This window comes from Methylobacterium sp. 88A (assembly GCF_000376345.1).
GTDB lineage: Bacteria > Pseudomonadota > Alphaproteobacteria > Rhizobiales > Beijerinckiaceae > Methylobacterium > Methylobacterium bullatum.
In genome coordinates, this window is record NZ_AQVT01000001.1 from 964,317 (window position 1) to 988,066 (window position 23,750).

General features: G+C 66.5%; 20 protein-coding genes and 1 tRNA gene. 14 read left to right on the forward strand and 7 right to left on the reverse strand.

From position 1 onward, the window contains the following. The first annotated feature begins 132 nt into the window (after positions 1 to 132). From ptsP to A3OM_RS25690, 8 genes are all read left to right on the forward strand, one after another. Complete coding sequence (gene ptsP / locus A3OM_RS0104515; protein ID WP_018042537.1) at positions 133 to 2,673, forward strand: phosphoenolpyruvate--protein phosphotransferase; 2,541 nt, start codon at positions 133 to 135, stop codon at positions 2,671 to 2,673. After that, on the forward strand, positions 2,670 to 3,638 hold the full coding sequence (pfkB, locus tag A3OM_RS0104520) for a 1-phosphofructokinase (protein WP_018042538.1): 969 nt from the start codon (positions 2,670 to 2,672) through the stop codon (positions 3,636 to 3,638). Before ptsP ends, pfkB begins: the two co-directional genes overlap by 4 nt. A 56-nt stretch (positions 3,639 to 3,694) precedes the next feature. Beyond that, a complete protein-coding gene (locus A3OM_RS0104525; protein ID WP_018042539.1) occupies positions 3,695 to 5,416 on the forward strand; it encodes a fructose-specific PTS transporter subunit EIIC in 1,722 nt (573 codons plus the stop codon). Positions 5,417 to 5,660: 244 nt separating this feature from the next. Next, positions 5,661 to 7,022 (forward strand): carbohydrate porin, encoded by a 1,362-nt coding sequence (locus A3OM_RS0104530; RefSeq protein ID WP_018042540.1) that lies wholly within the window; start codon positions 5,661 to 5,663, stop codon positions 7,020 to 7,022. Between the two features lie 146 nt (positions 7,023 to 7,168). Beyond that, positions 7,169 to 8,401 carry a diguanylate cyclase gene (locus A3OM_RS0104535; protein WP_018042541.1) on the forward strand — a complete coding sequence of 411 codons (1,233 nt, stop codon included), beginning with the start codon at positions 7,169 to 7,171 and terminating at the stop codon, positions 8,399 to 8,401. Between the two features lie 397 nt (positions 8,402 to 8,798). Next, positions 8,799 to 9,884, forward strand: coding sequence for a hypothetical protein (locus A3OM_RS0104540; protein WP_157196431.1), 1,086 nt, complete (start codon positions 8,799 to 8,801; stop codon positions 9,882 to 9,884). Positions 9,885 to 9,886: 2 nt separating this feature from the next. Then, on the forward strand, positions 9,887 to 11,500 hold the full coding sequence (locus A3OM_RS0104545; protein WP_018042543.1) for an FAD-dependent oxidoreductase: 1,614 nt from the start codon (positions 9,887 to 9,889) through the stop codon (positions 11,498 to 11,500). Positions 11,501 to 11,514: 14 nt separating this feature from the next. Continuing rightward, positions 11,515 to 12,072 carry a hypothetical protein gene (locus tag A3OM_RS25690; RefSeq protein ID WP_157196432.1) on the forward strand — a complete coding sequence of 186 codons (558 nt, stop codon included), beginning with the start codon at positions 11,515 to 11,517 and terminating at the stop codon, positions 12,070 to 12,072. Between the two features lie 57 nt (positions 12,073 to 12,129). Here the strand turns inward: A3OM_RS25690 and A3OM_RS0104555 are convergent, their stop codons facing one another. The 3 genes from A3OM_RS0104555 to A3OM_RS0104565 form a co-directional block, all read right to left on the reverse strand. Beyond that, a complete protein-coding gene (locus tag A3OM_RS0104555; protein ID WP_018042545.1) occupies positions 12,130 to 12,318 on the reverse strand; it encodes a hypothetical protein in 189 nt (62 codons plus the stop codon). A 218-nt stretch (positions 12,319 to 12,536) separates the two neighbouring features. Next, the gene (locus A3OM_RS0104560; RefSeq protein ID WP_018042546.1) at positions 12,537 to 12,809 is read right to left on the reverse strand and encodes a hypothetical protein; all 273 of its coding nucleotides are present in this window, start codon (positions 12,807 to 12,809) and stop codon (positions 12,537 to 12,539) included. A 236-nt stretch (positions 12,810 to 13,045) separates the two neighbouring features. Continuing rightward, positions 13,046 to 13,121: transfer RNA gene (locus A3OM_RS0104565), tRNA-Thr, on the reverse strand. Between the two features lie 202 nt (positions 13,122 to 13,323). Between A3OM_RS0104565 and A3OM_RS0104570 the strand changes: the two genes are divergently transcribed. From A3OM_RS0104570 to A3OM_RS0104580, 3 genes are all read left to right on the forward strand, one after another. Next, on the forward strand, positions 13,324 to 13,791 hold the full coding sequence (locus A3OM_RS0104570; protein ID WP_018042547.1) for a TerB family tellurite resistance protein: 468 nt from the start codon (positions 13,324 to 13,326) through the stop codon (positions 13,789 to 13,791). A gap of 67 nt (positions 13,792 to 13,858) precedes the next feature. Then, positions 13,859 to 14,254 carry a CidA/LrgA family protein gene (locus tag A3OM_RS0104575; RefSeq protein ID WP_018042548.1) on the forward strand — a complete coding sequence of 132 codons (396 nt, stop codon included), beginning with the start codon at positions 13,859 to 13,861 and terminating at the stop codon, positions 14,252 to 14,254. Continuing rightward, the gene (locus A3OM_RS0104580; RefSeq protein ID WP_018042549.1) at positions 14,251 to 14,967 is read left to right on the forward strand and encodes an LrgB family protein; all 717 of its coding nucleotides are present in this window, start codon (positions 14,251 to 14,253) and stop codon (positions 14,965 to 14,967) included. Before A3OM_RS0104575 ends, A3OM_RS0104580 begins: the two co-directional genes overlap by 4 nt. A 12-nt stretch (positions 14,968 to 14,979) precedes the next feature. On the opposite strand, the gene A3OM_RS0104585 is transcribed toward A3OM_RS0104580, so the two are convergent. Beyond that, a complete protein-coding gene (locus A3OM_RS0104585; RefSeq protein ID WP_018042550.1) occupies positions 14,980 to 17,097 on the reverse strand; it encodes an ABC transporter ATP-binding protein/permease in 2,118 nt (705 codons plus the stop codon). A 136-nt stretch (positions 17,098 to 17,233) separates the two neighbouring features. Next, positions 17,234 to 17,491, reverse strand: a complete 258-nt coding sequence (locus tag A3OM_RS0104590; protein WP_308444986.1) for a hypothetical protein — start codon at positions 17,489 to 17,491, stop codon at positions 17,234 to 17,236. Between the two features lie 361 nt (positions 17,492 to 17,852). Here A3OM_RS0104590 and A3OM_RS0104595 point away from each other — a divergent pair, with 361 nt between their 5' ends. Further along, entirely contained in the window at positions 17,853 to 18,578 is a 726-nt protein-coding gene (locus A3OM_RS0104595; protein ID WP_018042552.1) for a hypothetical protein, read from the forward strand. Between the two features lie 347 nt (positions 18,579 to 18,925). Here A3OM_RS0104595 and groL read toward each other — a convergent pair whose 3' ends face one another. Both groL and groES read right to left on the reverse strand, forming a co-directional pair. Continuing rightward, the gene (gene groL, locus A3OM_RS0104600) at positions 18,926 to 20,569 is read right to left on the reverse strand and encodes a chaperonin GroEL (protein ID WP_018042553.1); all 1,644 of its coding nucleotides are present in this window, start codon (positions 20,567 to 20,569) and stop codon (positions 18,926 to 18,928) included. 94 nt (positions 20,570 to 20,663) lie between these two features. Next, positions 20,664 to 20,951: a co-chaperone GroES gene (groES, locus tag A3OM_RS0104605; RefSeq protein WP_018042554.1), complete on the reverse strand. Its 288-nt coding sequence runs from the start codon at positions 20,949 to 20,951 to the stop codon at positions 20,664 to 20,666. 214 nt (positions 20,952 to 21,165) lie between these two features. Between groES and A3OM_RS0104610 the strand changes: the two genes are divergently transcribed. Beyond that, positions 21,166 to 22,167, forward strand: coding sequence for a magnesium transporter CorA family protein (locus A3OM_RS0104610; protein WP_018042555.1), 1,002 nt, complete (start codon positions 21,166 to 21,168; stop codon positions 22,165 to 22,167). A gap of 102 nt (positions 22,168 to 22,269) precedes the next feature. Continuing rightward, positions 22,270 to 23,718 (forward strand): polysaccharide biosynthesis C-terminal domain-containing protein, encoded by a 1,449-nt coding sequence (locus A3OM_RS0104615; protein WP_018042556.1) that lies wholly within the window; start codon positions 22,270 to 22,272, stop codon positions 23,716 to 23,718. Positions 23,719 to 23,750 lie beyond the last annotated feature (32 nt).

A 23,750-nucleotide genomic window follows, 5' to 3' on the forward strand; every position in this document is an offset into this window, starting at 1 on the left:
ACGTCATGACGACGTTCTGGCATTCCCATTCCAGGTCGACAAGGCGGCAAGCTGAATTATTTCGCCGGTCGTCGTTGACAGGAAGAGTGAAAACGTTTTCATTGCCATCAACGACAACAGGGAGGGCACGCCATGCTCGCACCGACGCCGGTCCTGACACCCCGATTGCTGATCCGCCTCGGCGCGACGCCCGCGACCAAGGAGGACGCCATTCGCGAGGCGTCGCAATTGCTGGTGGCGGGGGGCTGCATCGATGCGGCCTATGGCGCGAGCATGCTGCGCCGGGAGACGGTGGCGAACACCTATCTCGGCCACGGCGTGGTCATCCCCCACGGCATGGTCGACGACCGCCATCTGGTGCGCGAGAGCGGGCTGGCGATCCTTCAGGTGCCGGACGGCGTGGCGTGGCACGATGGCCAGATCGCCCATCTCGTGGTCGCCATCGCGGCGCAATCGGACACCCACATCACCATCCTGCGCCGGCTCACGCGGCTGATCCAGGACGAGGCGCGCCTCGCGACCCTGCGGAAGACCGATGCCAAGGAGGACATCGCGGCGGCGCTTTCCGAGGATACGCCCGTGACGGGCTCGGCCGGCCCCGCCGCCGACCTGCGCCAGCGCTTCGACTGGACCGTGGATTATCCCACCGGCCTGCATGCCCGGCCGGCCTCGCATTGGGTCGAGGTGGCGCGGCTCTGCCCGGCCCGCATCCAAGTCCGGCACGGATCGGAGATCGCCGACGCCAAGAACCTCATCGCCCTGCTCCAGCTCGGCCTGCGCTGCGGCGACGAAGTGACCATCTCGGCCGAGGGCGACGACGAGGCCGGGGCGCTGGCAAAGGTCTGCGCCGCAGTCACTTCTCTCACCGCAGGCGAAAAAGCGTCCGCCAAGGCCGCCGAAGACGCCGCCGCCAGGGCGGCCGGGCCGGTCGCCGGCTGGAACCCGTCCGATTCGCCGCGCACCATCGCGGGAATCGGGGCGAGCCCCGGCATCAGTATCGGTCCGATCCATGTGCTGGCCACCGCCGAGATCGCGGTGCCGGACGAGCCGGAGCCGCTCACCACGGGGGGAGACCGCCTGCACGCGGCGCTGGCCACCACCGGAGGTCAGTTGAGGGCGCTCGCCGACGATACCGAGCGCCGCCTCGGCAAGGCCGATGCCGGCATCTTCCGCGCTCAGGGCGAACTCATCGCCGATACCGACCTGATCACGCTGGCCTGCCAGCTCATGGTCGAGGGTCACGGAGTCGCCTTTGCCTGGAACGCGGCGGTGGAGCGGATGGCCGGGCGGCTCTCGGCCCTCGGCAACCCGGTTCTGGCCGCCCGCGCCGCCGATCTGCGCGATGTCGGCCGGCGCGTGCTTGCGCAGATCGACCCCTCTCTAAAAAGTGGCCACGATCTGCCGGACGTGCCCTGCATCCTCATCGCGACCGATCTCGCGCCATCCGACACGGCCGGGCTCGATCCGTCCCGCGTCATCGGCCTCGCCACGGCCCAGGGCGGCCCGACCTCGCATACCGCGATCCTCGCCCGCACCCTCGGCATCCCGGCGATGGTGGCCGGTGGGCCGACGCTGATGGCCCTTCAGAACCACGGATCGGCGATCCTCGACGGCGGCACCGGCCGGCTCTACCTCGATCCGAGCGAGGCCGACCTCGCCTCGGCCCGCGACTGGCGCGACCGCCAGCGCGCCACCGCCGAGGAAGAGGCACGAGAGCGCGCGCTCCCCGCCCGCACCAGGGACGGGCATTCCGTCGCCATCGGCGCCAACGTCAACAATTCCGAGCAGGTGCCGCTCGCCCTCGACCAGGGCGCCGAAGGCGTCGGCCTCATGCGCACCGAGTTCCTGTTCCTGGAACGGGGCGACACCCCTTCCGAGGACGATCAATACGCCACCTACCGCGCCATGCTGCGCGCCCTTGAGGGCCGGCCCCTGATCGTGCGGGCGCTCGATATCGGCGGCGACAAGCAGGTGGCGCATCTCCACCTGCCCAGGGAAGAGAATCCCTTCCTCGGCGTGCGCGGCGCGCGCCTCCTGCTGCGCCGGCCGGACCTGATGGAGCCGCAGCTGCGCGCCCTCTACCGCGCCGCCAGGGACGGCATCGCGGCCGACGCGCCCGGGGGCAAGGACGCCCCGCTGTCGATCATGTTTCCGATGATCACCTCGATCCCCGAGATCGCTACCCTGCGCGGCCATTGCGAGCGTATCCGCGCCGAATTCGACGCGCCGGCACTGCCCATCGGCATCATGATCGAGGTGCCGGCCGCCGCGATCCAGGCCGACGCCCTGGCGAAATATTGCGACTTCTTCTCCATCGGCACCAACGACCTCACGCAATACGCCCTCGCCATCGACCGCCAGAACACCGAGCTCGCGCCGGAGGCCGACAGCCTGCACCCGGCCGTCCTGCGCCTGATCCGGATGACCTGTGCGGGCGCGGCGCGGCACGAGCGCTGGGTCGGCGTCTGCGGCGGCATCGCCGGAGATCCGTTCGGGGCGAGCCTCCTCGCCGGCCTCGGCGTCCACGAACTCTCGATGACACCCCGCGACGTCCCCGCCGTGAAGGCGCGGCTCCGGGCCTCGGAGATGGGCGAGTTGCAGGCGCTCGCCGCCCGCGCCTGCGACCAGGAGGACGCCGCCGCCGTCCGCGCCCTCGAAGGAGCCGAGGCATGAGCGCCGCCATCGTCACCGTCACCCTCAACCCGGCCATCGACCAGACGGTTACCCTCGACGCGCTGACGCCGGGCCACGTCCACCGGGCGCGCGCCGTGCGCTCGGATGCGGGCGGCAAGGGCGTCAACGTCGCCTCCTGCCTCGCCGATTGGGGCTCGAAGGTCTCGGCCACCGGCATCCTCGGCTCGGACAACGCCACGCCGTTCGAGGCCCTGTTCGCCCGCAAGGGGATCGACGACCGCTTCGCCTGGATCCCCGGCGAGACCCGCACCAACCTGAAACTCCTCGACGCCGCCTCCAACGAGACCACGGACATCAACCTGCCAGGCCTCGCCGCGACGTCGGGTGCGCTCGACACCATCCGGGCGGTCCTGCGCCAGGTCGCCACGGAGGGGAGCCTCGTCGTCCTCGCGGGCAGCCTGCCGGGGGGGCTCGGGGTCGAGACCTATGCGGCCCTGACGCAGCTGTTGACGGCGCGCGGCGTCCGCGTGGTGCTGGACGTGTCCGGCCCGGCCCTCACGGCGGCCCTCGCGTCCGATCACCTCCCCGAGGTGATCAAGCCCAACCGCCAGGAACTGGCGGACTGGGCCGGCCGGCCCCTCGATACCCTGCCGGAGGTCGTCGCCACGGCGCGTGCCCTGGTCGCGCGCGGCATTCCCCTCGTGGTGGTGTCGCTGGGAGGCGACGGCGCCCTCTTCGTCACGCGGGACGAGGCGCTCCTCGCCCATCCGCCGCCGACGGAGGTGTCGAGCACCGTGGGGGCGGGGGATGCCCTGGTGGCGGGCCTCGTCGCCGGCCTCCATGCGGGCCTGCCCCTGGCCGAGACCGCGCGGCTGGCGCTGGCCTTCGCCGCCGGCAAGCTGACCCTTCCCGGCGCCAATCTGCCGAGCCGAGGGACCATCCTCGCCATCGTCGAGACCGTGCGGGTCGAGACCATGAACGTCCCACCCCGAACCTCACCCTGAGGTGATGGATCCGAAGGGCGCGGCCCGGACACAACCAAGAACAGGCGGAGGAAACCATGGCCCAGATGTTGGCCGTCGTCGGGGGCGGGGATCTCGGCACCCATGCGGTGCTGGCCGGAGAGGCCCTGCGCCAGGCCGCCGCCCGCCTCGGGCAGGCCCTCGACCTCGAACTCAGGGGCAAGGGGGTCGGTGGCAATCCGCTGGCCGAATCCGCCATCGCCCGGGGCGATTCCGTCCTGCTGATCGGAGAGGGCGATCTCGGGGAGGGTCGTTTCGGCACCATGCGCAAGGTCCGGATCGGTATCGAGGAGGTGCTGACCGACGCCGATTCGGTGCTCGGTCGCTTCCTGACGGACAGTGACACCGCGCCGGCAGCGCCCGACGCGGGCGGTAGGATGCGGATCGTCGCCGTCACCTCCTGCCCCACCGGCATCGCCCACACTTTCATGGCGGCGGAAGGCATCCAGGCCGCCGCGCAGGCGCTGGGCCACGAGGTGAGGGTGGAGACGCAAGGTTCGGTGGGTGCCCGCGATGCGCTCACCGCCACCGAGATCGCGTCGGCCGACATCGTCCTCATCGCCGCCGATACCGGGGTCGACCGCTCCCGCTTTTCCGGCAAGCGGCTCTACGCCACCAACACCAAGGCGGCGATCCGCGACGGGAAAGGGCTGATCGCCACCGCTCTCGCCGAAGCGCAGGTCCAGGGGCAGGGGCATGGTGCCGAGACGGAGGAGACGCCATCCCGGCCGGCCGCCGCCGAGAGCAGGGCCGGCGCCTACAAGCACCTGATGACCGGCGTCTCCTTCATGCTGCCTTTCGTGGTGGCGGGCGGCCTCCTCATCGCCCTGGCCTTCGCTGTCGGCGGCATCGACGCAATGAAGCCGGACCATGCCGGCAGCCTCGGCTACGCGCTGGGCGAGATCGGTGCCAAGGCGGCCTTCGCCCTCATCGTCCCGGCCCTGGCCGGCTACATCGCCTATTCCATCGCCGACCGGCCCGGCATCGCACCGGGCATGATCGGCGGTATGCTGGCGGCGAACCTCCAGGCCGGGTTCCTCGGCGGCATCGCGGCGGGCTTCATCGCCGGCTACGTCACGCGCTTCCTCAATCGACACATCCGGCTGCACCGGAATCTCGAAGGGTTGAAACCCGTCCTGATCCTGCCGCTGCTCGCCACCACCATCACCGGACTGATGATGATCTACGTGGTGGGCGTGCCCGTCGCCGCGATTCTGGCCGGCCTCACCGACTGGCTGAAGGGCATGCAGGGGGCGAGCGCCCTCGTCCTCGGCCTGATCCTCGGCGGGATGATGGCCGTCGACATGGGCGGCCCGATCAACAAGGCCGCCTATGCCTCGGCCGCGGCCCTGCTCTCTTCCGGCGTCGACGCGCCCATGGCGGCGGTGATGCTCGGCGGCATGACGCCCCCGCTCGGGATCGCGCTGGCCACCCGGCTGTTCCCGAACCGCTTCTCGCAACCCGAGCGCGAGGCCGGCGGCGCGGCGGCGGTGCTCGGCGCCGCCTTCATCACCGAGGGCGCGATTCCCTTCGCGGCGGCCGACCCCCTGCGGGTGATCCCCTCCATGGTCGCGGGCTCGGCCCTGGCCGGCGCCATCGCGCTCACCGCCGGCGTGACCCTGAAGGTGCCCCATGGCGGCCTGTTCGTGCTGCCGATCCCCAATGCCGTCACGAACCTGCCCTGGGCCGTGATCGCCCTCGTGGCCGGGACGGTCGTCACGGGCCTGATGGTGGGGCTGCTGAAGAAGCGGTCGGCCTGACAGCCCTCATCGAGCACGAGAGGGGACGACCTTTCCGGACAACGCGCCCCCCTCTCCCGACCCCCGCTCACGCGAGGGCCACCCCCTCCCGTGGAGGTGAGAGGGACACGCATCGGAGCCGGCAGCAGGAGCGGATCCGCGACAGCATCGGAATCATCGAGGGGGGAACAGGATGAAGGCAGGACCGACGATACTCGCAGCGCTCGCGCTTTGCGCGGCGACGACGTCCGGGACCCTCGCGCAGATGGCGCCGCGCGGCACGACCGCCGGCCAGCCGGACGGCCAGGACATCACCGGTGCCGACAGCGCGGCCGGCGCCGCCGATACCCTCGGGCAGAGCGCGACCCCGGCGACCCTGCCGGTCGGCGTGTTCGATATCGGCAATGGACTCGCGTTGAGCGCCAACTACACGGGCCAGGCAGCCGCGAACCCGATCGGCGGCATTCGCCAGGGCTCGGCCTACGCGGGGCAGCTCTTCTTCGGCATCGACGGCGACCTCGACCGCCTCGCCGGGATCGCGGGCGGCTCGTTCCACATCGCGGTCACCAACCGCCACGGGCGCAGCCTCTCCGACGATTCCATCGGCAACAACACCTCGGTCCAGGAGATCTTCGGCGGCGGGCAGACGACGCGGCTCACGCTGCTCAGCTACCAGCAGAAGCTGTTCGACAATCGGCTCGACGTCGAGTTCGGGCGGTTGGTTGCCAACATCGCCTTCCTCAACTCACCGATCTACTGCAATTTTCAATCGAATTCCGCCTGCGGCAACCCGACCTTCGTGTTCAAGACCTCGAACTTCACCTTCTGGCCGGTGGCGAGCTGGGGCGCGCACGCCAAGGCCTGGCTCACCGACAGGGTGTTCGTCCATGGCGGAATCTACGAAGTGAACCCGCTGCACCAGCAGCCGGGCGACAACGGCCTCGATTTCTCCACCAAGGGCGCCACCGGCGCGATCATGCCGTTCGAGCTCGGCTATTCCACCACCTTCGCCAACGATCGCCTGCCGCGCAATTACGGGATCGGCGGCTGGTACGACGCCTCCGACTATGTCGATCCCATGCGCGACGTCACCGGCCGGCCGGCGGTTCTCACCGGGTTGCCCCTCGGCACCCGGTTCGGGCGCTCGGGCGTCTATGCCCGGTTCGACCAGATGGTCTGGCGGCCCGACCCCACCGCGCCCCAGGGGCTGACCCTGTTCGGCGTCGCCATGGCCGGCACGTCGGGGCGTCTCAACGAGGATTACTTCCTCGAGATCGGCGCCCTGCAGACCGGCACCTTCGCCGGCCGGCCCTTCGATACGCTGGGCTTCGTCATCAACACGCAGGCGTTCAGCGATCTCGCCCTGCAGAACATCCGGCTGGCCCAGGCCGCGCTGGGCATCGATCGCAAGATCCCGAGCCGGCAGGTGATGATGGAGCTCAATTACGGCATCCAGGTCACGCCCGCGATCCGCCTGACGCCGAACCTGCAATACATCGTCGACCCGGACCAGACCCGGTTTCCCACCTATCGCAAGCCCATTCCGGATGCCTTCGTCGTCGGCGCCAAACTGTCCGTCGACCTCTTCACCCTGGCCGGCTTTGCGAAAGGCCCCGGCTCCGATTGATGCGTCCCCCCGATCGGCTCGCGCCTCGTCGCTGCGCCGTCGAAACGCCAAACGAAGCGGGGGAGGGCGACCTTTGCGTTTACGGTGCTCTCATTTTATGATGCGGCGGAACAGTTGAACTAACCGCGCCGGAGCGTCGTGACCTGATGCCCACGTCCATCGAGGTCGGATTGAGCCGGCCCTGGCATCGCCTTCGCCTGCCGCAGCGCCTCGAAGCTCAATACCATGCCGAGGACGTGCCTCCGCGTGGCCTGTACTTGCAGTCGTGGCTGCTGGTCTTCGTCCTCTTCAACATCATCTCGTTGAAAATCGATTTCGATCTGTTCGGCCGCGATGCGATCGCGGTGCCCGCCGGGTTGACGGTCGGTGTCTTCATTCCCCTCGCGTTGGGGTGGATCGTGGCTTTGCGCGGGCGGCCCTCCCTGCGCCGGCAGGGAGCGGCCGCGACGATCACGGCACTCGCGGACATGGCGATCATCCTCAACAGCGCCAGGATGGTGCCGCAGGAGCACGCCGACACCTACCTCATCCTCGCCGCCATCGTTCCCCTCGTGGTGGGAATGATCTCGCCCCTGTCGTTCCGGTTCAGCCTGTGGTTCTGCGGATCGGCATTTCTGCTGTATGTCGGCTTCGTCTTCGTGTCCGGGTTCGGACCGGATGGGCATACGGGCGTGCCCCTCCTCGTGGCGGCGCTCATCCTGGTGCCGATCAAGCTCGCCTATTCGCGCGAATGGGACCGCAAGAAGAGTTTCCTCCTCGGTCTGCGGGAGAGGGAACAGGCGGACGAACTGGCCCGGGCCTGCGCCCGACTCACGATCCTCTCGGAGACCGACCCTCTCACCGGTGCGGCGAACCGCCGGCTCTTCGCCGAGCAGCTGGACGAGCATTGGGAGCTTGCCGCGACCCGACACGAATGGTTCGGCGTGCTCCTCGTCGATATCGACCATTTCAAGCGTCTCAACGACACGGCCGGCCACGCCGAGGGCGATGGCTGCCTGGTGAGCGTCGCCGACACTCTGAAACGCGATCTCGCCCGCTGGGGCGGCCTCGTCTGCCGCTACGGCGGGGAGGAATTCGCCGCCTTCGTTCCCCGGGCCACGGCCGAGACGATCGGCGATGTGGGCGAAAGCCTGCGGCTGGCGGTGATGGGCCAGGCGATTCCCCATCCCGGCCTGCCGGATGGTGGTGTCGTCACCGTGAGCATCGGGGTCACCGCAGCCCACGGCGCGCTACGGCATGTGGGCCTCACCGCATCGCAACTGCTCCGTGCCGCGGACGCGGCGCTCTACGCGGCGAAGACGGCGGGCCGGAACCGGGTGGAATCCCAATCCGTGATCCCGCCGGCGAATTCGAGCCGGGCGACCGAGCACGCGGCATGACACGCATGGGTGAGGTCAAGCCGTACCCGGATCGCCTGTCCGCGGCCTGAACCTCCGCCTCCTCTGGGACAAAACGGCCAGATCGGCACCCAAGACGACGCTTCCTCGATTCGGCACGAACCGCGTGCCTACTCGGGCGGTCTCCGACCGCAGCGCATCATAAATGCGCCTCCTACGAGTCCGCTTCGCGCGTTCGAGCCGAAGCCTTTGCGTGATGTCGCGGACAGGACCTCTCCGGCAGTTCGTACGATATGCGTCAAAGCGTCCATTGAAGGCTTTGCAACCGCATCAATCCCTTCTATAATCGATCACGCATTCTTGATCGTTGCGGCAGATATCGGTCAAACGGCGCGCTCGCTCCCTTTTCCTAAAACATATCGCACAGCCGGAGGCTTGATTGGGCGAAAAATTTTATTCCTTTATTGCTCACGCAAAGGTAGGAAATGATATTGTTGTTCTTATTCCTGAAGATCGAGGCCTGAATAGCGTCGATATTACAAACAATTCTGCGGATCAGACTCTTCTGCTTGGCATCGGCGCACCTCCGGTGGAGGGCACCGAGTGGACGCAGCCTCTGGAGCCGGGTGGCGGAACCTATTACCGGATGCATCCGCCCAAGGTCGCGATTTACGCGATGGCCAAGGCTGGCACATGCCCGGTCCGCGCCGACTACACCAACAATTCCGGCATCGATGCGCTGAAATATGCCGTGGCGGACGCCTATTTCGCCAAGGCGTCCTACGAACCTACGACAGCCGAGCGAGAGATCATCGCCACCTTCCTGAGCGAAATCCGGGTTTCAGGCGCGCTCAGAAACATGAGCATGGGCGCGATTCTGGGCGGCCCCTCCCGAGCCCTGGCCCTGCAGGACATCGTTCGAAATGTAGCGTGGATCGAGGTCTCACCAAGCGGAAGCGAGATCGCTTTCACCAAGTACGAAGGCTTTACCGGTAATTCGATCGACCAATACATAAATACGACTTACGTTCCAAGCGCAGATACGAGCAAGTTTGCCGTGAATCACCACGGTTTTGGGGCTTTGGTGAATGATGTGCCCGACGGTGCAAACGCTTCTGTCATGGGCAGCTATACGACTGGCCTCGCGCCGAACCGGGAATCGTTCACCGCTGCCGGTGCTCGCTCGGGCAAGACCACGAACGACGTTCTCTTCAGCGGGACTACATCTACCGAGGATCAAGGCGGACTTTTCGCGGTGAACCGTATCGGCGCGGCCACATATCGCTTTGCCCACCGTCGTCGGTTTCAGGATGTCCCCACAGCGTCGGTTACGCTGGGCGGCAACAATTACGAGATGCTCGTTTTGGCTCAGACCACACCGAGCGGCAAAGCCGTCGGGTTCTCGAACCTCACCCCATTCTTCGTCTGGGCGGGAGCTCCGATGACGGATGGACAAACGCTTTCGATCGAGGCCGCCGCTTCGAAGATGCGCGCTGCATTCGCCGTACTTCAGGCGGGTGCGTAACGATGGCGACCATCAACACCGATATCTTCTGCTATGGGGCCACTCAGGCCGGGATGGCCTTCGCGGCCTATGCTGTCGAGACCGGCGCGCGTTGCCTGATCGGCGAATGGACCCGCCATATCGGCGGTACTAGTGCCGGTGGTCTCGGCATCGGTGATTGGTCGACGCGCCGCTGGGGTAAGACGAAGCGGGTCAACGTGAAGATCGGCGAGAACCTAGGCTTCACCGACCGCCGAGAGATGAAAAATGTCAGCGCCAACCAAATGCGCGCAGCAATGGATGCGGTGTACTTAGCAAGTCCATTGATCGATGTACGCACCAATATTCGGCTTAAGAAGGTTTATAAGCACCCTGGCACGGCGCGGATCAGTATGGTCGAGCTAGAAAGCGGCGATTTCATCGTCGCCGATTACTTCCATGATGCTTCGTACGAATACGACCTCGCCCGCCTTGCCGGAGTTCGCCTGCGCTCCGGTCGCGAGGGGCAAGCGCAGTTCAATGCGCCAGTCGAACACGAAGACCGCAACGGCAAGATGTCGACGCCAGGTTGGAACCCGTCACGGCATGAGAACGAGGATCATACTCTAGTCGATACACGCGGCGACAGGTTCTGGTTCGCCACCCAGGCGCCTCAACGGGGCCTCAACACGGGCGATGCCACCGCGGCGAACCAAGCCAATGGTTGGCGTTTCGAGTTGTTTCGAAGAGCCAAAGGCGAACCAGGGGGGCTCCCATGGGTGAAGCCTTCAGATTGGACGCAAGCGGATGACCGTCGCATTCTCGACCTCATCTACAGGTCACAGGCGCCGAACAGTCCGCAGAGCACGGGTGCCGCGGGGAGCCTTTTCCCGTTTGGCGGGTCCGTCCGAGCAGTGGACACGACCGTGGCGCGCCAATCCGGCCGGTATGGCACGAACGGCTGCGATCTCCCCGGCGCTTTCACGAACGGCTGGTGCGAGGCGAGCTATGCGGAAAGAGAACGCATCGTGGAGCGCGCAGCCTGGATCACCATGGGGTCACATTGGGTGACCGCGAACCATCCGGATGTCGCCAGAAGTCGACGCGAGTCAATGCAGACCCTGCTCCTCCCGGACGACACGTTCCAAGAGATCTACACGCTATTTCCAGGATGGCCACCGCAGTTCTACATCCGCGACGGCGGTGGCATCTGGGGACAGTTCATGATGACGGCCGAACACTTGAGGAAAGATCCTTCAACACGTCGCGCCTGGAATTTCGAAGATAGCGTGGCCACCGGCGGGTACCATGCCGATATTCACACGCCCTACTACTACAATACCCCCGAAGGTTACGCGCGCAAGGAAGGGTCGATCGGCTACAGGGAGCGCCCGAACTATGGCGTGCCGCTTCGTTGTTTCCTGCCGCATCCGGGACAATGCTCCAACCTGACCGTCTCCTGGGGAGCAAGCGGGGATGCCATCTGGCGCTCGTCATGGCGGATGGAGCAGACCGTGGCCTGCGGGGCTCAATCCTGCGGCATGCTCACGGCGCTCGCTTTCAACAACGGCAGTCTGTCCGATCGGGCCCTCGCCGATGTTCCCTTTCCTGAATTGAAGGCGCGGCTCGCTGCCGAGAACGCCGTCACCACCGTCTGACTGGGGAACTTTTCATGCCCGTCTTCAATCCTCGCAGAGCAGTCGGCGTAAGCTCCGGCCCCGACATGAGCCAGGCAGGAAACGGCATCGTGGTCTATCATAACGGGCAGTGGACGACCTGCGAGTTGCAAGCGCTGCCCCCGCTTTTCATGACCTCTGGAAACGGTCTTTCCGGTAATCCCCGTATCGGGAATGAGCCGTGGCTGGGGCGCACGAACGACATCGATCTGACTGTGGCGGGCGATCACGCCATCAACGGTAATGCGTTCGTCTCCATTCCCCATCGCGTGGTGATCACCATGGCGCATGGCATTCCGGGCGGTGTCATCAGCGGAGGCCTTTACACCAAGTGGGGCAGGCAGGGAGATCGGGTCTATGATCTGCCGAACGCGGAATGGGCGAAGCTCACGGACGATATCCAGATCATCGAATGCGTGCTGAATCATGAGCAACGCTCGTTCGATTATCTTTACCTCTTCCTAGATGCTCCCAATGAGACGCCACTCAAGGTTTCAGCCTGGGTGTTCGGCGACAATCTAGAACCCACCGATATCCGCGGGCGGCCGACCTGATCGCCGATCGTTGGCATCACCGCGTAATTGGGGGGAAGATCGCCACCGATGGGTGCCTCAAAACCTCATCGGCGCCCTACGCACCTTCTCGGCCACCAGGGCCTCGGGCCAATAACCGGCCCACTCGATCATCCCGATGATGAAGGCGAAAGCGATGACCGACAATGCGATCATGGCTTCCGTCCGCGTCCAGCGGCGGCGCGTCCACCGGCTGAGGAGGAGCGTCAGTCTCAGCAGTTGATCCATAGGTCTCCCTGGGAGCCCCGATGCGGCCGGTCTTGAGCCTTGGATTGAACCACGCCCGAGGCACTAAAATGTGCGAATCAGGAACCTGGTGCGCGCTGTCGTCGCTCGGCCGGAGACCGGGTGCAAACCGGTGGAATTCCGTTAATGGCGCCCGCGCCGCCGATCCGCTTTAATGCCCGTCCCAACGCCTCGGCGTGTCCGGCTGGTGCCGTAGCCGGTCATTCGACGGGCACCACCTTCAGCTGCAGGAATTGAACGTTCCGGAAGTCCGCTGGCATGACTGCGATCTCGTCGTGCTTTCCGCCGCCCTTGGGACGGCAGAACAGGATGCCTCCCAACATTCTGACTTTGAAGAAACTCCCTTTCTTCAAAGTCAATTTTCCGCCGCGTGGATTGATGGCCTCGATATCGCCGACAATGAGGACATCGTCCTGCGGCCTGAGATCCGCGTTGAACAACTCCGGATCGACGCCATCTTTCCAGTCTTCCATGACGATTACGATGCTCTCCGACCGAGGGGCGAGACAGGCTCGACGGAGCAATTTATCATGCTGCGACCCACTTGGTCGCCTACTCCTGAAGCCCTTCGGCCCGTCCATGGCCTGCGATGCCGGCTTCAACGGAAGGCTCAGCCTGTAAGGACAAGGATGCACTGAACTTTCGGTGCCGAACCGCTCGGGCACTCACTCAAATTCATCACGGACAAACCGGCAACTCGAAAGGATGCTGGTGCCGCAAGAGGGATTCGAACCCCCGACCCCCTCATTACGAATGAGGTGCTCTACCAGCTGAGCTATTGCGGCGAGATCCGTGGTGTGACGCTGCGTGGCGCGTCGGATCGTTGCGGGGTCATAGCCGTCCGATCGGCCGATGGCAAGGTGCTCGGCGTCGTCTTCCTGATGCAACTGTGCCACGCAGGCCGGCTCCCGGTCCCGCGACCGTCCGTGCCGCCTTGACGTAGGGCGGCGCGGCTTCGAAGGCTCGCGGCGTCTGTCAGGAACCGCCATGTCCCTCATCGCCCGCCTGCGTGCCTATGCCGCCGACGCGTTCGGCCTGTCCGCGAGCCCGGAGGAGGCGGAGGCGGTCGACGAGCGTCTGGCGGCCATCGCCCTTCTCGTCCATGTGGCGCGGGTGGACGGCGTCCTCGACGGGGCCGAGTCGGAGCGGCTGTGCCGCCTCGTGGAAGGGCGCTACGCCGGAAACCGCGAGCAGGCCGAGGCGCTCATCGCCCGCGCGGCCAGTGTCGATTCGCAGACCCGCGACATGGCGCTGCTGGTGGAGATGATGGGCCACGAATTCGGTGAGTCCGAGCGGGCGCGGCTGCTGTCGATGGCCTGGTCCGTGGCCGGCGCCGATGGCACCGTTCATGAATTCGAGGAAGCGCTGGTCTGGCGGCTCGGGCGCCTGCTGCGGTTCGACGACACGGCGATCCGCCTCGCACGCGCTGGCGCCGAGACCGAAGCGGTATCGTAGGGCGGCCTTGCAGGCGCGATCTCCGGGATCGGCGGGCCATAGGGCGTGGCGGGAGGATCGTGGCGCGATGATCGTCAGTTTGACGCTGATCCTCCTGGCTCAGCTCGTCGGTGAAGCGCTGGCACGGGGAGCGGCCCTTCCGGTGCCAGGCCCCGTCATCGGGATGGCGCTCCTCCTTCTCTTCATGGTGGTCCGAGACCGTTGGCGCGGCCAGGCCGCCCGCATCCTCGCCGCGCCCCTCGTGGACGGCACCCTGGAGCGCTCGGGAAAAGGGCTGCTTGCCCATCTCTCGCTGATGTTCATCCCGGCCGGCGCCGGGATCGTCGGCCGGCTCGACGTGCTCGAAGCCCATGGCCTGGCCCTCGCCTGCGTGGTCGTCGTCTCGACGCTGGCGACCCTGACGGCGACGGCGCTCACCTTCGTGGCCGTCAAGCGCTGGGTCGCACCGGGGGAGCGGCCATGACCGGAGATTTCGCCCTCTGGGTCTATCTCTCGCGCACGCCCCTGCTGTGGCTGACCGTCACGCTCATGGTCTACGCCGTGGCCGACCGCATCGCCACGGCGACGAACCGGCATCCCCTCGCCAATCCCGTGGTGGTCGCCATCATCCTGATGGCCTGCGTGCTGAAGCTGACGGGGACGCCCTATCCCACCTATTTCGAGGGCGCGCAGTTCGTCCACTTCCTGCTGGGGCCGGCGACCGTGGCCCTGGCGATCCCGCTCTACGAATACCGCGCGACGGTGCTTCGCTCGCTGACGCCGATGCTGGCGGCCCTCCTCGTCGGCTCGGTGGTGGCGCTGATCTCGGCGACGACTCTCGGAACCGCCTTCGGTATCCCGCACGACGTCATCGTCGCCTCGGTGCCGAAATCGGTGACGACCGGCGTGGCCATGGGCATCGCCCAGAATCTCGGCGGCGATCCGACCCTGGCGGCGGTGCTGGTGATGCTGACCGGCATGACCGGCGGCATCCTGGTCACTCCGCTCATGAACCTGCTCCGCATCGAGGACATGCGCGCGCGCGGCTTCGCGGCGGGTCTCGCCGCCCATGGCGTCGGCACGGCGAGGGCGTTCCAGGTGAACGAGGTGGCCGGCGCCTTCGCCGGCATCGCGCTGGGCCTCAACGCCCTCATCACCGCGATCCTGGCGCCGCTCGCGGTGACGTTCCTGCGCTGAGGCTGCTTACTTTTACTTGGCGCCCGCGGCTCCGGAGAGTTCCGTCGGCGTGAAGCGCCCGTCCTGGCCCGGCTTCATGTCGATGCGCGTGTCGTGGAGGGCATGCAGGGTCGAGCGATGGCCGATGGAAACGATCGTCGTCCCCGGCAGGCGCTCGCGCAGCATCCGGTAGATGCCGGCCTCGCTCGGCTCGTCGAGGGCGGCGGTGGATTCGTCGAGGAAGAGCCAGGCGGGCTTTGCCAGCACGGCGCGGGCGATGGCCAGCCGCTGCTGTTCGCCACCGGAGAGGCGCTGATCCCAGGCATCGACCTCGTCGAGACGGTCGGCGAGCTGCGGCAGCTGCGCGGCGATCAGCGCCTCGCGGATCGCCTCGTCGGAGAACTGGTCGGTGGTGCTGGGATAGACCACGGCACCGCGCAGGGTCCCGAGCGGGATATAGGGCCGCTGCGGCAGAACCAGCGCGGACTGGCCTTCCGGCACGTCGACCCGGCCCTTCCCGAACGGCCAGATGCCGGCGATCGCGCGGAACAGGGTCGACTTGCCGGAGCCGGACGGCCCGGTGAGCAGCGTCGCCGCCCCCTTGCCGAGGGTGAACGAGCCGGCGGTGACGATCTCGCGGCCGTCGGGCAGGGCGAGGGTCAGGCCGGAGGCGGTGACGTTCGGACCGGTCCCATTGCCCTGGACGAGCCCGTATCCGGCACCGGACAGGGCTTCCGCCTTGCTGATCGCCCGGTTGAAGGAGGCCAACCGGTTCGTGTTGGCTTTGTAGGACGCGATCGTGATGTAGGCGTTGATGAAGAACGACAGCGATTCCTGCACGCTTCCGAAGGCGCTCGATGTCTGCTGGAGGCCCCCCAGGGTGATCTTCTTCGCAAAGAAGGAGGGCGCGGCGAGCACCAGCGGGAAGATCGCGCTGGCCTGCCGATAGCTGAACGTCAGGGCGATGAGCTTGATCCGCCGATAGATGATATCGACGTAGTTCTCGATGATCGAATGGAAGAACGTCCTCAGCCGTACCGTCTCCGCGCGCTCGCCGCGGAGGAGGGCGATCTGCTCGCTGTAGATGCGGTTCCGGGCCAGCGAGAACCGGAAGTCCGCCTCGACCTTCTCTTGGCGGAAATCGAGCCCGATGAGCGGCTTGCCAACGATGTGCGTGAGCCAGGTGCCAACGACGGCATAGGCGACGACCATCCAGACCAGGAAGCCGGGGATGACCGTGTTCTCGGTGAAGGGCAGGATGAAGTCCCGCGACAGCGTCCACAAGATGACGAGGAACGAGACGAGTTGCGCCGCCTGGGACAGGAGCCGGATCGAAAGGCTCGCTGTCTGTTGAATGAACAGATTGACGTCGCTTTGAATGCGCTGATCCGGGTTATCGGCTTCCTCGCCGGTGAACGGAATCCGATAATGGGTGCTGTCGTTCAACCAGCGCTGATAAAAGCTCCGCGTCAGCCATGTCCTCCAACGGATATGCAATGAGGAATCGACGTAGAGGTCGAACATCCCAAGAGCGACGTTGATGACCGCGAGCGGTATGAAGATCCAGACGACCTGATACCAGAATACCTCAGCGTTGTATTCTTGGAGCGCGTTGTACATGTCGCGATAGTAGAAATTGAATCTCAGCGTCAATGCTACATCGAGGAAGCTGACGAAGATCGATAAAGCCACGAGCCGCTGTCCGATCCGCCCTTCGGTATTCCCGAACCAGCGGAACATCTTGATCTCTTGTGTCGGCTCGTCCCGGTTCATGAAGAACGGGTCGGTGATCTGCGTGATCGCTCGGATGGGCTTGAGATATGAGACGAGCATGACGATGAGTGCGAACACGACGGCTGCCGTCGCCGCGAAGGCCGGTGGCAGAAGCGCCGCGACCGTTGCCGGCAGAAGGTTCGCGGTCGCCAGCGCCTTCGAGCCGGCCAACAGAACGTACCCGGCCGCGTAGACCGAGATGAACACCTTCAGATAGGCGGAGATGTTGCGCGAGGCGATGAGGATCGCCGCCATGGCGAAGCCCGCCAGCGAAACGTAGAGCGGCGGCGACAGCTCACCGGGCAAAAGGAGCAGCAGGAGTGCGAAGAGCGCCGTAATGGCGGCCTGCAGGCCGAGGCCTGTCCTGAGTACGGCCACGCGCGTCTCCTCAAGTGGATGATTCAAATAGGCGACTTCGCCCGCCGGATCGGGACCGGACCGTGACGGCGGCAGTGACGGCCGGTCGTGGCGAGATCGTGGCGGGGGAAGGCGCCGCCGGATGCGTCAGATCGGATCAGGGCCAATCCCAATCGCCGTAATCCGGTTCGCGACATCGGTAGCCGACCGGGCATTCCAGATTGTCGCGGGTGGGCACGAAGCGGAGTTCGGCGATCTCCGTCATCCCGCACTGGCTCCGGTCGCTGACGAAGCGCTCGGTCCGGCCCGGTGGCTCAATCCTGCTTGGCTTCTCCGGCTTGCCCGCCGGCCACGACAGGACCGCCGACCCGTCCCGCTTCACGAGCGCCATCGCATCCGCGCAGGCCATCCGCATGGTGGAGGGGGGTGCTTGAGCACCGGCCGGGACTGCGATGGTGACGCAGACGGCGAAGGCGAAGCGTCTCATCACGATGGCACGGATAACTGACTTGTTTCTCACAAGCTTGAGCATGGCAGTTTTGGTGAGGGACGGGAAGGGCTTGCCGTTTGCTCGCCCTATTCGCGGAGTCTATCCACCGCTATCGATGGCGCCGGGACAGAATAGCCACAGGCCTGTCCTGACCAAAGCCGGCTTCATGAGTGCATAAGGGTCCGGTTGTCGAAGGGGGGCGGGGGCTGCTCAAGTCGCCGAACGGTGAAGCGGCCGCCGCTGCGAGATCGGTTCCGCCCCAGGGGGAGCCTTACGGGAGACGACGATGACCGCGGGCGTCGAAGAGAGGGATGCGAGGGGGAGCGACGAGGGAGCGCCGTCGCCGGCCGTAGCGAACGGCTCCGTCAGGTCGAGCCGCGCCCTGGTGCTTCCCGTCTCGCTCGCCATGGGCTGGGGCGTGCTCCTCGGCTACAGCACCGTTCTGCTGACCGACGACCCGCCGGCGCGCCCGGAGATCGACACGATCCAGACGGCCTTCAACGAACCCGGTCCGTTCGAGAATCGGGCGGGTGGGGCGCGCCCGCCCCGTGGCAGCGCTCCCTGGTCCGATGTGGGTGTCGGGTCCGGTCCGTCGGGCCGGGATGCCGTGGTCGCCCCAGCGGTCCAGCCCGGCATCCGGTCCGCCGCCTTGCGGCAGGATGCCGAACTGGCGCCCCGTGCCGACGCGGTCACGGCCGCATCGCCCCCGGTCGAGCCGGCAGCCTATGTCGGTCTTTGGGGACCCAACGAATCCGCGTGCGGCCGCGGCGCGCGGCGGCGGGGATACATTCCGGCGCGGATCACCGAAAGCGGGGCTCGGGCCGGCAACACGGTGTGCACCTTCCGCGACGGGCGGCGCATCGGCGCGAGCTGGAGCGTGTCGGCCTCCTGCAGCGATGGCGGCCGGCGCTGGTCGTCCCAGGTGAAGCTTCTGGTCGACGGCAACCGCCTGACATGGTCGAGCGCCAAGGGCGACGCCTCCTACGTCCGGTGCCGGCGCCGCGCGGGATAGGCGCGAGCGGGGTCGCGGAGAGGGCCATCTCCGCGGCGGGGGCATGGCGCGCTGCCCGGTTCCCCCTATCTGGGCTACCGGATTCACACATCTGCTCGACAGCCGTTCCCTCGATCCAAGAGGGTTCGACAAGAGGCGCGGCGGCACTCCCTCTCCTGGAAGGAGAGGGGACCCGCGATGCCTGCCAGTTGCGTGAAGGTCGTAGCCCGATCGAGGCCGGGCAGACCCGTGATATCCTTGCCCGCAGTGGTTCCCCACAACGAAAAAAGGGCCGTCTTGCGACGACCCTTTCCGCCCTCGCGGCCAAAACCGCGAAAGCAACCGTTCCGATGGAGAGCGCGGACTTCTTAGAAGTCCATGCCGCCCATGCCGCCGCCGCCCGGCATCTGGGGAGCGCCGCCGTCCTTCTTGGGAGCATCGGCGATCATGGCCTCGGTGGTGACGAGGAGGCCGGCGATGGAGGAAGCGTCCTGCAGAGCGGTGCGCACGACCTTGGCCGGGTCGACGATGCCGGCCTGGATCATGTCGACATACTCTTCGGTCTGGGCGTTGAAGCCGTAGGTGATCGAAGAGGTGTTGTCGGTGATCTTGCCGACCACGATCGAGCCTTCGACGCCCGAGTTGGCGGCGATCTGGCGGATCGGGGCCTCGAGGGCCTTCAGCACGATCTTGATGCCGGCCTGGACGTCCGGATTGTCGCTCTGGAGAGCGCGGACGGCCTCACGGGCACGCAGGAGGGCGGTACCGCCGCCGGGGACGATACCCTCTTCCACCGCAGCGCGGGTGGCGTTGAGCGCGTCGTCGACGCGGTCCTTCTTCTCCTTGACCTCGACCTCGGTCGCGCCGCCGACGCGGATGACCGCGACGCCGCCGGCGAGCTTGGCCAGGCGCTCCTGGAGCTTCTCACGGTCGTAGTCCGAGGTGGTCTCCTCGATCTGCGCCTTGATCTGGCCGACGCGGGCTTCGATGTCCGCCTTCTCGCCGAGACCGTCGATGATCGTGGTGGTCTCCTTCTCGATGCGGATGCGCTTGGCGCGGCCGAGCATAGGGAGGGTGACGTTCTCGAGCTTGATGCCGAGGTCCTCGGCGATCATCTGACCCTGGGTCAGGATCGCGATGTCCTCGAGCATGGCCTTGCGGCGATCGCCGAAGCCCGGAGCCTTGACGGCAGCGACCTTGAGGCCACCGCGCAGCTTGTTCACGACGAGCGTGGCGAGAGCCTCACCCTCGATGTCCTCGGCGATGATGACGAGCGGCTTGCCGGTCTGCACCACGGCCTCGAGAACCGGCAGCATCGCCTGGAGCGACGAGAGCTTCTTCTCGTGGATGAGGATGTAGGGGTCCTCGAGCTCGGCGACCATCTTCTCCGCGTTCGTGATGAAGTACGGGGAGAGGTAGCCGCGGTCGAACTGCATGCCCTCGACGACGTCGAGCTCGGTCTCGGCGGTCTTGGCTTCCTCGACGGTGATGACACCCTCGTTGCCGACCTTCTGCATGGCATGGGCGATCATCTCGCCGATTTCCTTGTCGCCATTGGCCGAGATGGTGCCGACCTGGGCGACTTCCTCGGACGAGGCGACCTTCTTGGCGCGGCTCGTGATGTCCTTCACGGCGGCGGTGGTGGCGAGGTCGATGCCGCGCTTCAGGTCCATCGGGTTCATGCCGGCGGCGACGTACTTGGCGCCTTCACGGACGATGGCCTGGGCCAGGACGGTGGCGGTGGTGGTGCCGTCGCCAGCGATGTCGTTGGTCTTCGAGGCCACTTCGCGCACCATCTGGGCGCCCATGTTCTCGAACTTGTCGGAGAGCTCGATCTCCTTGGCGACGGTGACGCCGTCCTTGGTGATGCGGGGAGCGCCGAAGCTCTTCTCGATGACGACGTTGCGACCCTTGGGGCCGAGCGTGACCTTCACTGCATCGGCGAGAATGTCGACGCCGCGGAGCATCTTCTCGCGGGCATCGGAGCCGAAGCGTACTTCTTTCGCTGCCATGTTCAAATCCTCATGAGGTTCGAAGCCCTGAGGCGCTCATCGAAGTGCGCGCTCGAAGGGCTTGGATGGGAAGAAGGAAGAGGGCCGGGTCGCTTTAGGCGACGACGCCCATGATGTCGGATTCCTTCATGATCAGGAGGTCCTGACCGTCGATCTTGACTTCGGTGCCGGACCACTTGCCGAACAGGACGCGGTCACCGGCCTTGACGTCGAGCGGGTTCACCCGGCCGGCCTCGTCACGGGCGCCAGGGCCGACGGCGACGATCTCGCCCTCTTGCGGCTTCTCCTTGGCGGTATCGGGGATGATGATGCCCCCCTTGGTCTTCTCTTCGCCTTCGATACGGCGGACGACGACACGGTCGTGCAGCGGACGGAACTTCATGAGCTGCCCTCTTGCTTCAAATTCATGGATGGCGTTGATGCGGCCGAAGGGCTCGCCCAACCCAGGCTGTTAGCACTCCCGAGCGAAGAGTGCCAAAGCAAGGGCGGAGGTAGGCCCAAGCCCCTTGCGAGTCAAGACGCGGACGACGCGTCATGCCGCGTTTGCGCAGCATGTTCTGCTCTCCGGTCGCTGACAGACGGATGACAATCACCCCATGATCAGTCTTCAGGGACCGCAGGGCGCGGTCGAGCATTCCGGCGCAGCCAATGGCGGCGGCGTGCCGAGCCACGCGATCTGGATCGATCTGAACGATCCGAGCACCGAGGAGGCGGAGCATATCGAGGCCGCCACGGGCTTGCGCGTCCCCTCGCGAAAAGCCCTGAGCGAGGTCGAGAATTCCAGCCGCCTGCGGCGGCTCAAGAACGGGCTCTCGCTCTCCACCCCGATGATCACCTTCGACAAGGTGGATTCGCAGCTGACCCCGCTCGGCTTCGTCCTGACCCGGGACCGGCTCATCACGGTCAGGTTCAACGAGCTGCGCGCCTTCGAGGAGGTCAAGAAGCGCATCGGCGACGGCGACGGCGATTGCCAGACCGGCACCGAGATCTTCCTCCTCCTGGTGGAGGAGCTGGTGGACAGCCTCGCTGACGCCCTGGAGGAGATGGGCGCCGATCTCGACGCACTCTCCACCCGGATCTTCGATTTCGACGTGAGGGCAGGGGGCGTCGCCGGCGATTCCGGCAAGACCCCGCGTCGGCGCGACCTGGCCCTCCGCCGCATCCTCCGCAGCGTCGGCCGGCGGGGCAAGGCGCTCGGCAAGATCCGCTCGAGCCTACTCGGCCTCGAGCGCATCCTCCCGTTCGTCGCCGGTGAGTGCGAGCACCTCCTCGGCGCCACGGAGATGCCGCGCTTCGAGACCCTGCGCCGGGACATCGCCTCCCTCGACGAGTTCGAGATCCGGCTTTCGGAGAACGTGCAGTTCCTCCTCGACGCCACCCTCGGCCTCATCAACATCGAGCAGAACAACACCTTCCGCGTGCTCACCGTAGTCTCGGTGGTGGGCGTTCCGCCGACCCTCATCGCCTCCATGTACGGCATGAACTTCAAGCACATGCCGGAACTCGACTGGGTCTACGGCTATCCCTATGGTCTGTCGCTGATCGTCATCAGCGCGATCATCCCGGTCGTCTTCTTCAAGCTGCGCGGCTGGTTCTGACGCGGGGCCGACCGGTCGGGTTCGGGATTTAGGGAATTCTTTTCGGGCCGGCGCGCAAGGATCGAGAGCAGAGCCGGGCCTCCGGCGACCAGAGTCGACCGTATGGCCGTGATCGCCGCCTTCATCCTGAATGCCGGGCTCAATTTCTGCCTCGGCCTGCTCCTCGCCAAGCTGATGGGGCCGGCGGATTTCGGCCTGTTCGGCCTCGCCACCACGGGCGCCGTGGTCCTCAACACCCTCGTCTTCGAATGGCTCCGGCTCTCGGCCACCCGGTTCTATTCCAACCGCGTCCGGCAGGAAGAGCCCTGGATCCGTCATGGACTGGACCGCGCCTATGCCGTCCTCGCCCTCGTCCTGCTGGTCGCCTCCGCCCTGTGCGCGGTGGTCGGCGCGACGGTGGAGATGGATGCGCAAGGGCGCTTCGCCATCGCGGCGGGGGCAGGGCTGGCCGCCTTCGGCATCGGCCTGTTCGATTATCACGCGGCCCTGACGCGGGCGCGCTTCGACGGCGGCCTCTACCTGAAGCTGACCATCGTCAAAAACGGCCTCGCCTTCCTGCTCATGGCGGGGGCGGCCTGGCTGTTTCCCCAGCCGGTCTGGGTGCTCGTCGCCTGCGGGCTCAGCCAGTTCCTGCCCGTCCTCGTGCTGCGCAGGCCTCTGCTCGATCCGAAGGTGCCCATCGTCCGCGTGCGCATGGGCGAGACCTGGCGGCTGTTTCGCGCCTACGGGCTGCCGCTCATCGCCGCGAACGCGATCTACCAGATCACGCCGTTCCTCAACCGCAGCGCCATCGCCATGTGGTTCGGACTGGCGGAGGCCGGCTATTTCGCCCTGGCCGCCGATGTCGCCACCCGCAGCCTGAGCATGATCGGCACGGCCCTCGACCTCATCCTGTTCCAGCTCGCCGTGCGGGTGGACGAGCACGAGGGCCACGTGGCGGCCGAAGCCCAGATCGGCCGCAACGCAAGCATCGTGGTGGCCCTGATGGTGCCCTGCGCCGGCGGGCTCTGGGCGGTGCTTCCTGCGATCCAGGGGCTCATCGTGCCGGAGGCGTATCGCGGACCCTTCGCCCTTTACGCGCTGATCCTCATTCCCGGCCTGCTCTGCGGCACGCTGCTCAATTTCGGCCTCAACCCGATCTTCCAGATCCGCCGCAAGACGGTGCCGGTCATCGCCGCCGCCATCGTCGGCCTCGCCGTGAACGCCGTCTGCCTGCTCGTCCTGCCCGCGCATTTCGGGGCGCCCGGCATCGCCATGGCGCAGAGCGCCGGCCTCGTCGCCTCGACCCTGTGGCTGGCGGTCCGCGCTCTCGCCGGACCGCAGCGCCTGCGGATCGATTGGTGGGACGTCTTTGCCGCCTGCACCGCCACCCTGGCGATGATGGCCTGCCTCGCGCCGTTCCGGCACATGGACCCGGCCATGGCCCTCGCCATCTCCCTGCCCCTCGGCGTGCTGGTCTACGCCCTGCTCGTGGCGCTGTTCGACATCGCCGGCCTGCGCGGCCTCGCCGCCGCGTATCTGCGGCAGCGCGCCGTCACCCCGACCGCCTGAGACAGGAGCGCCGCTTGAAAGGGGGGCACCGC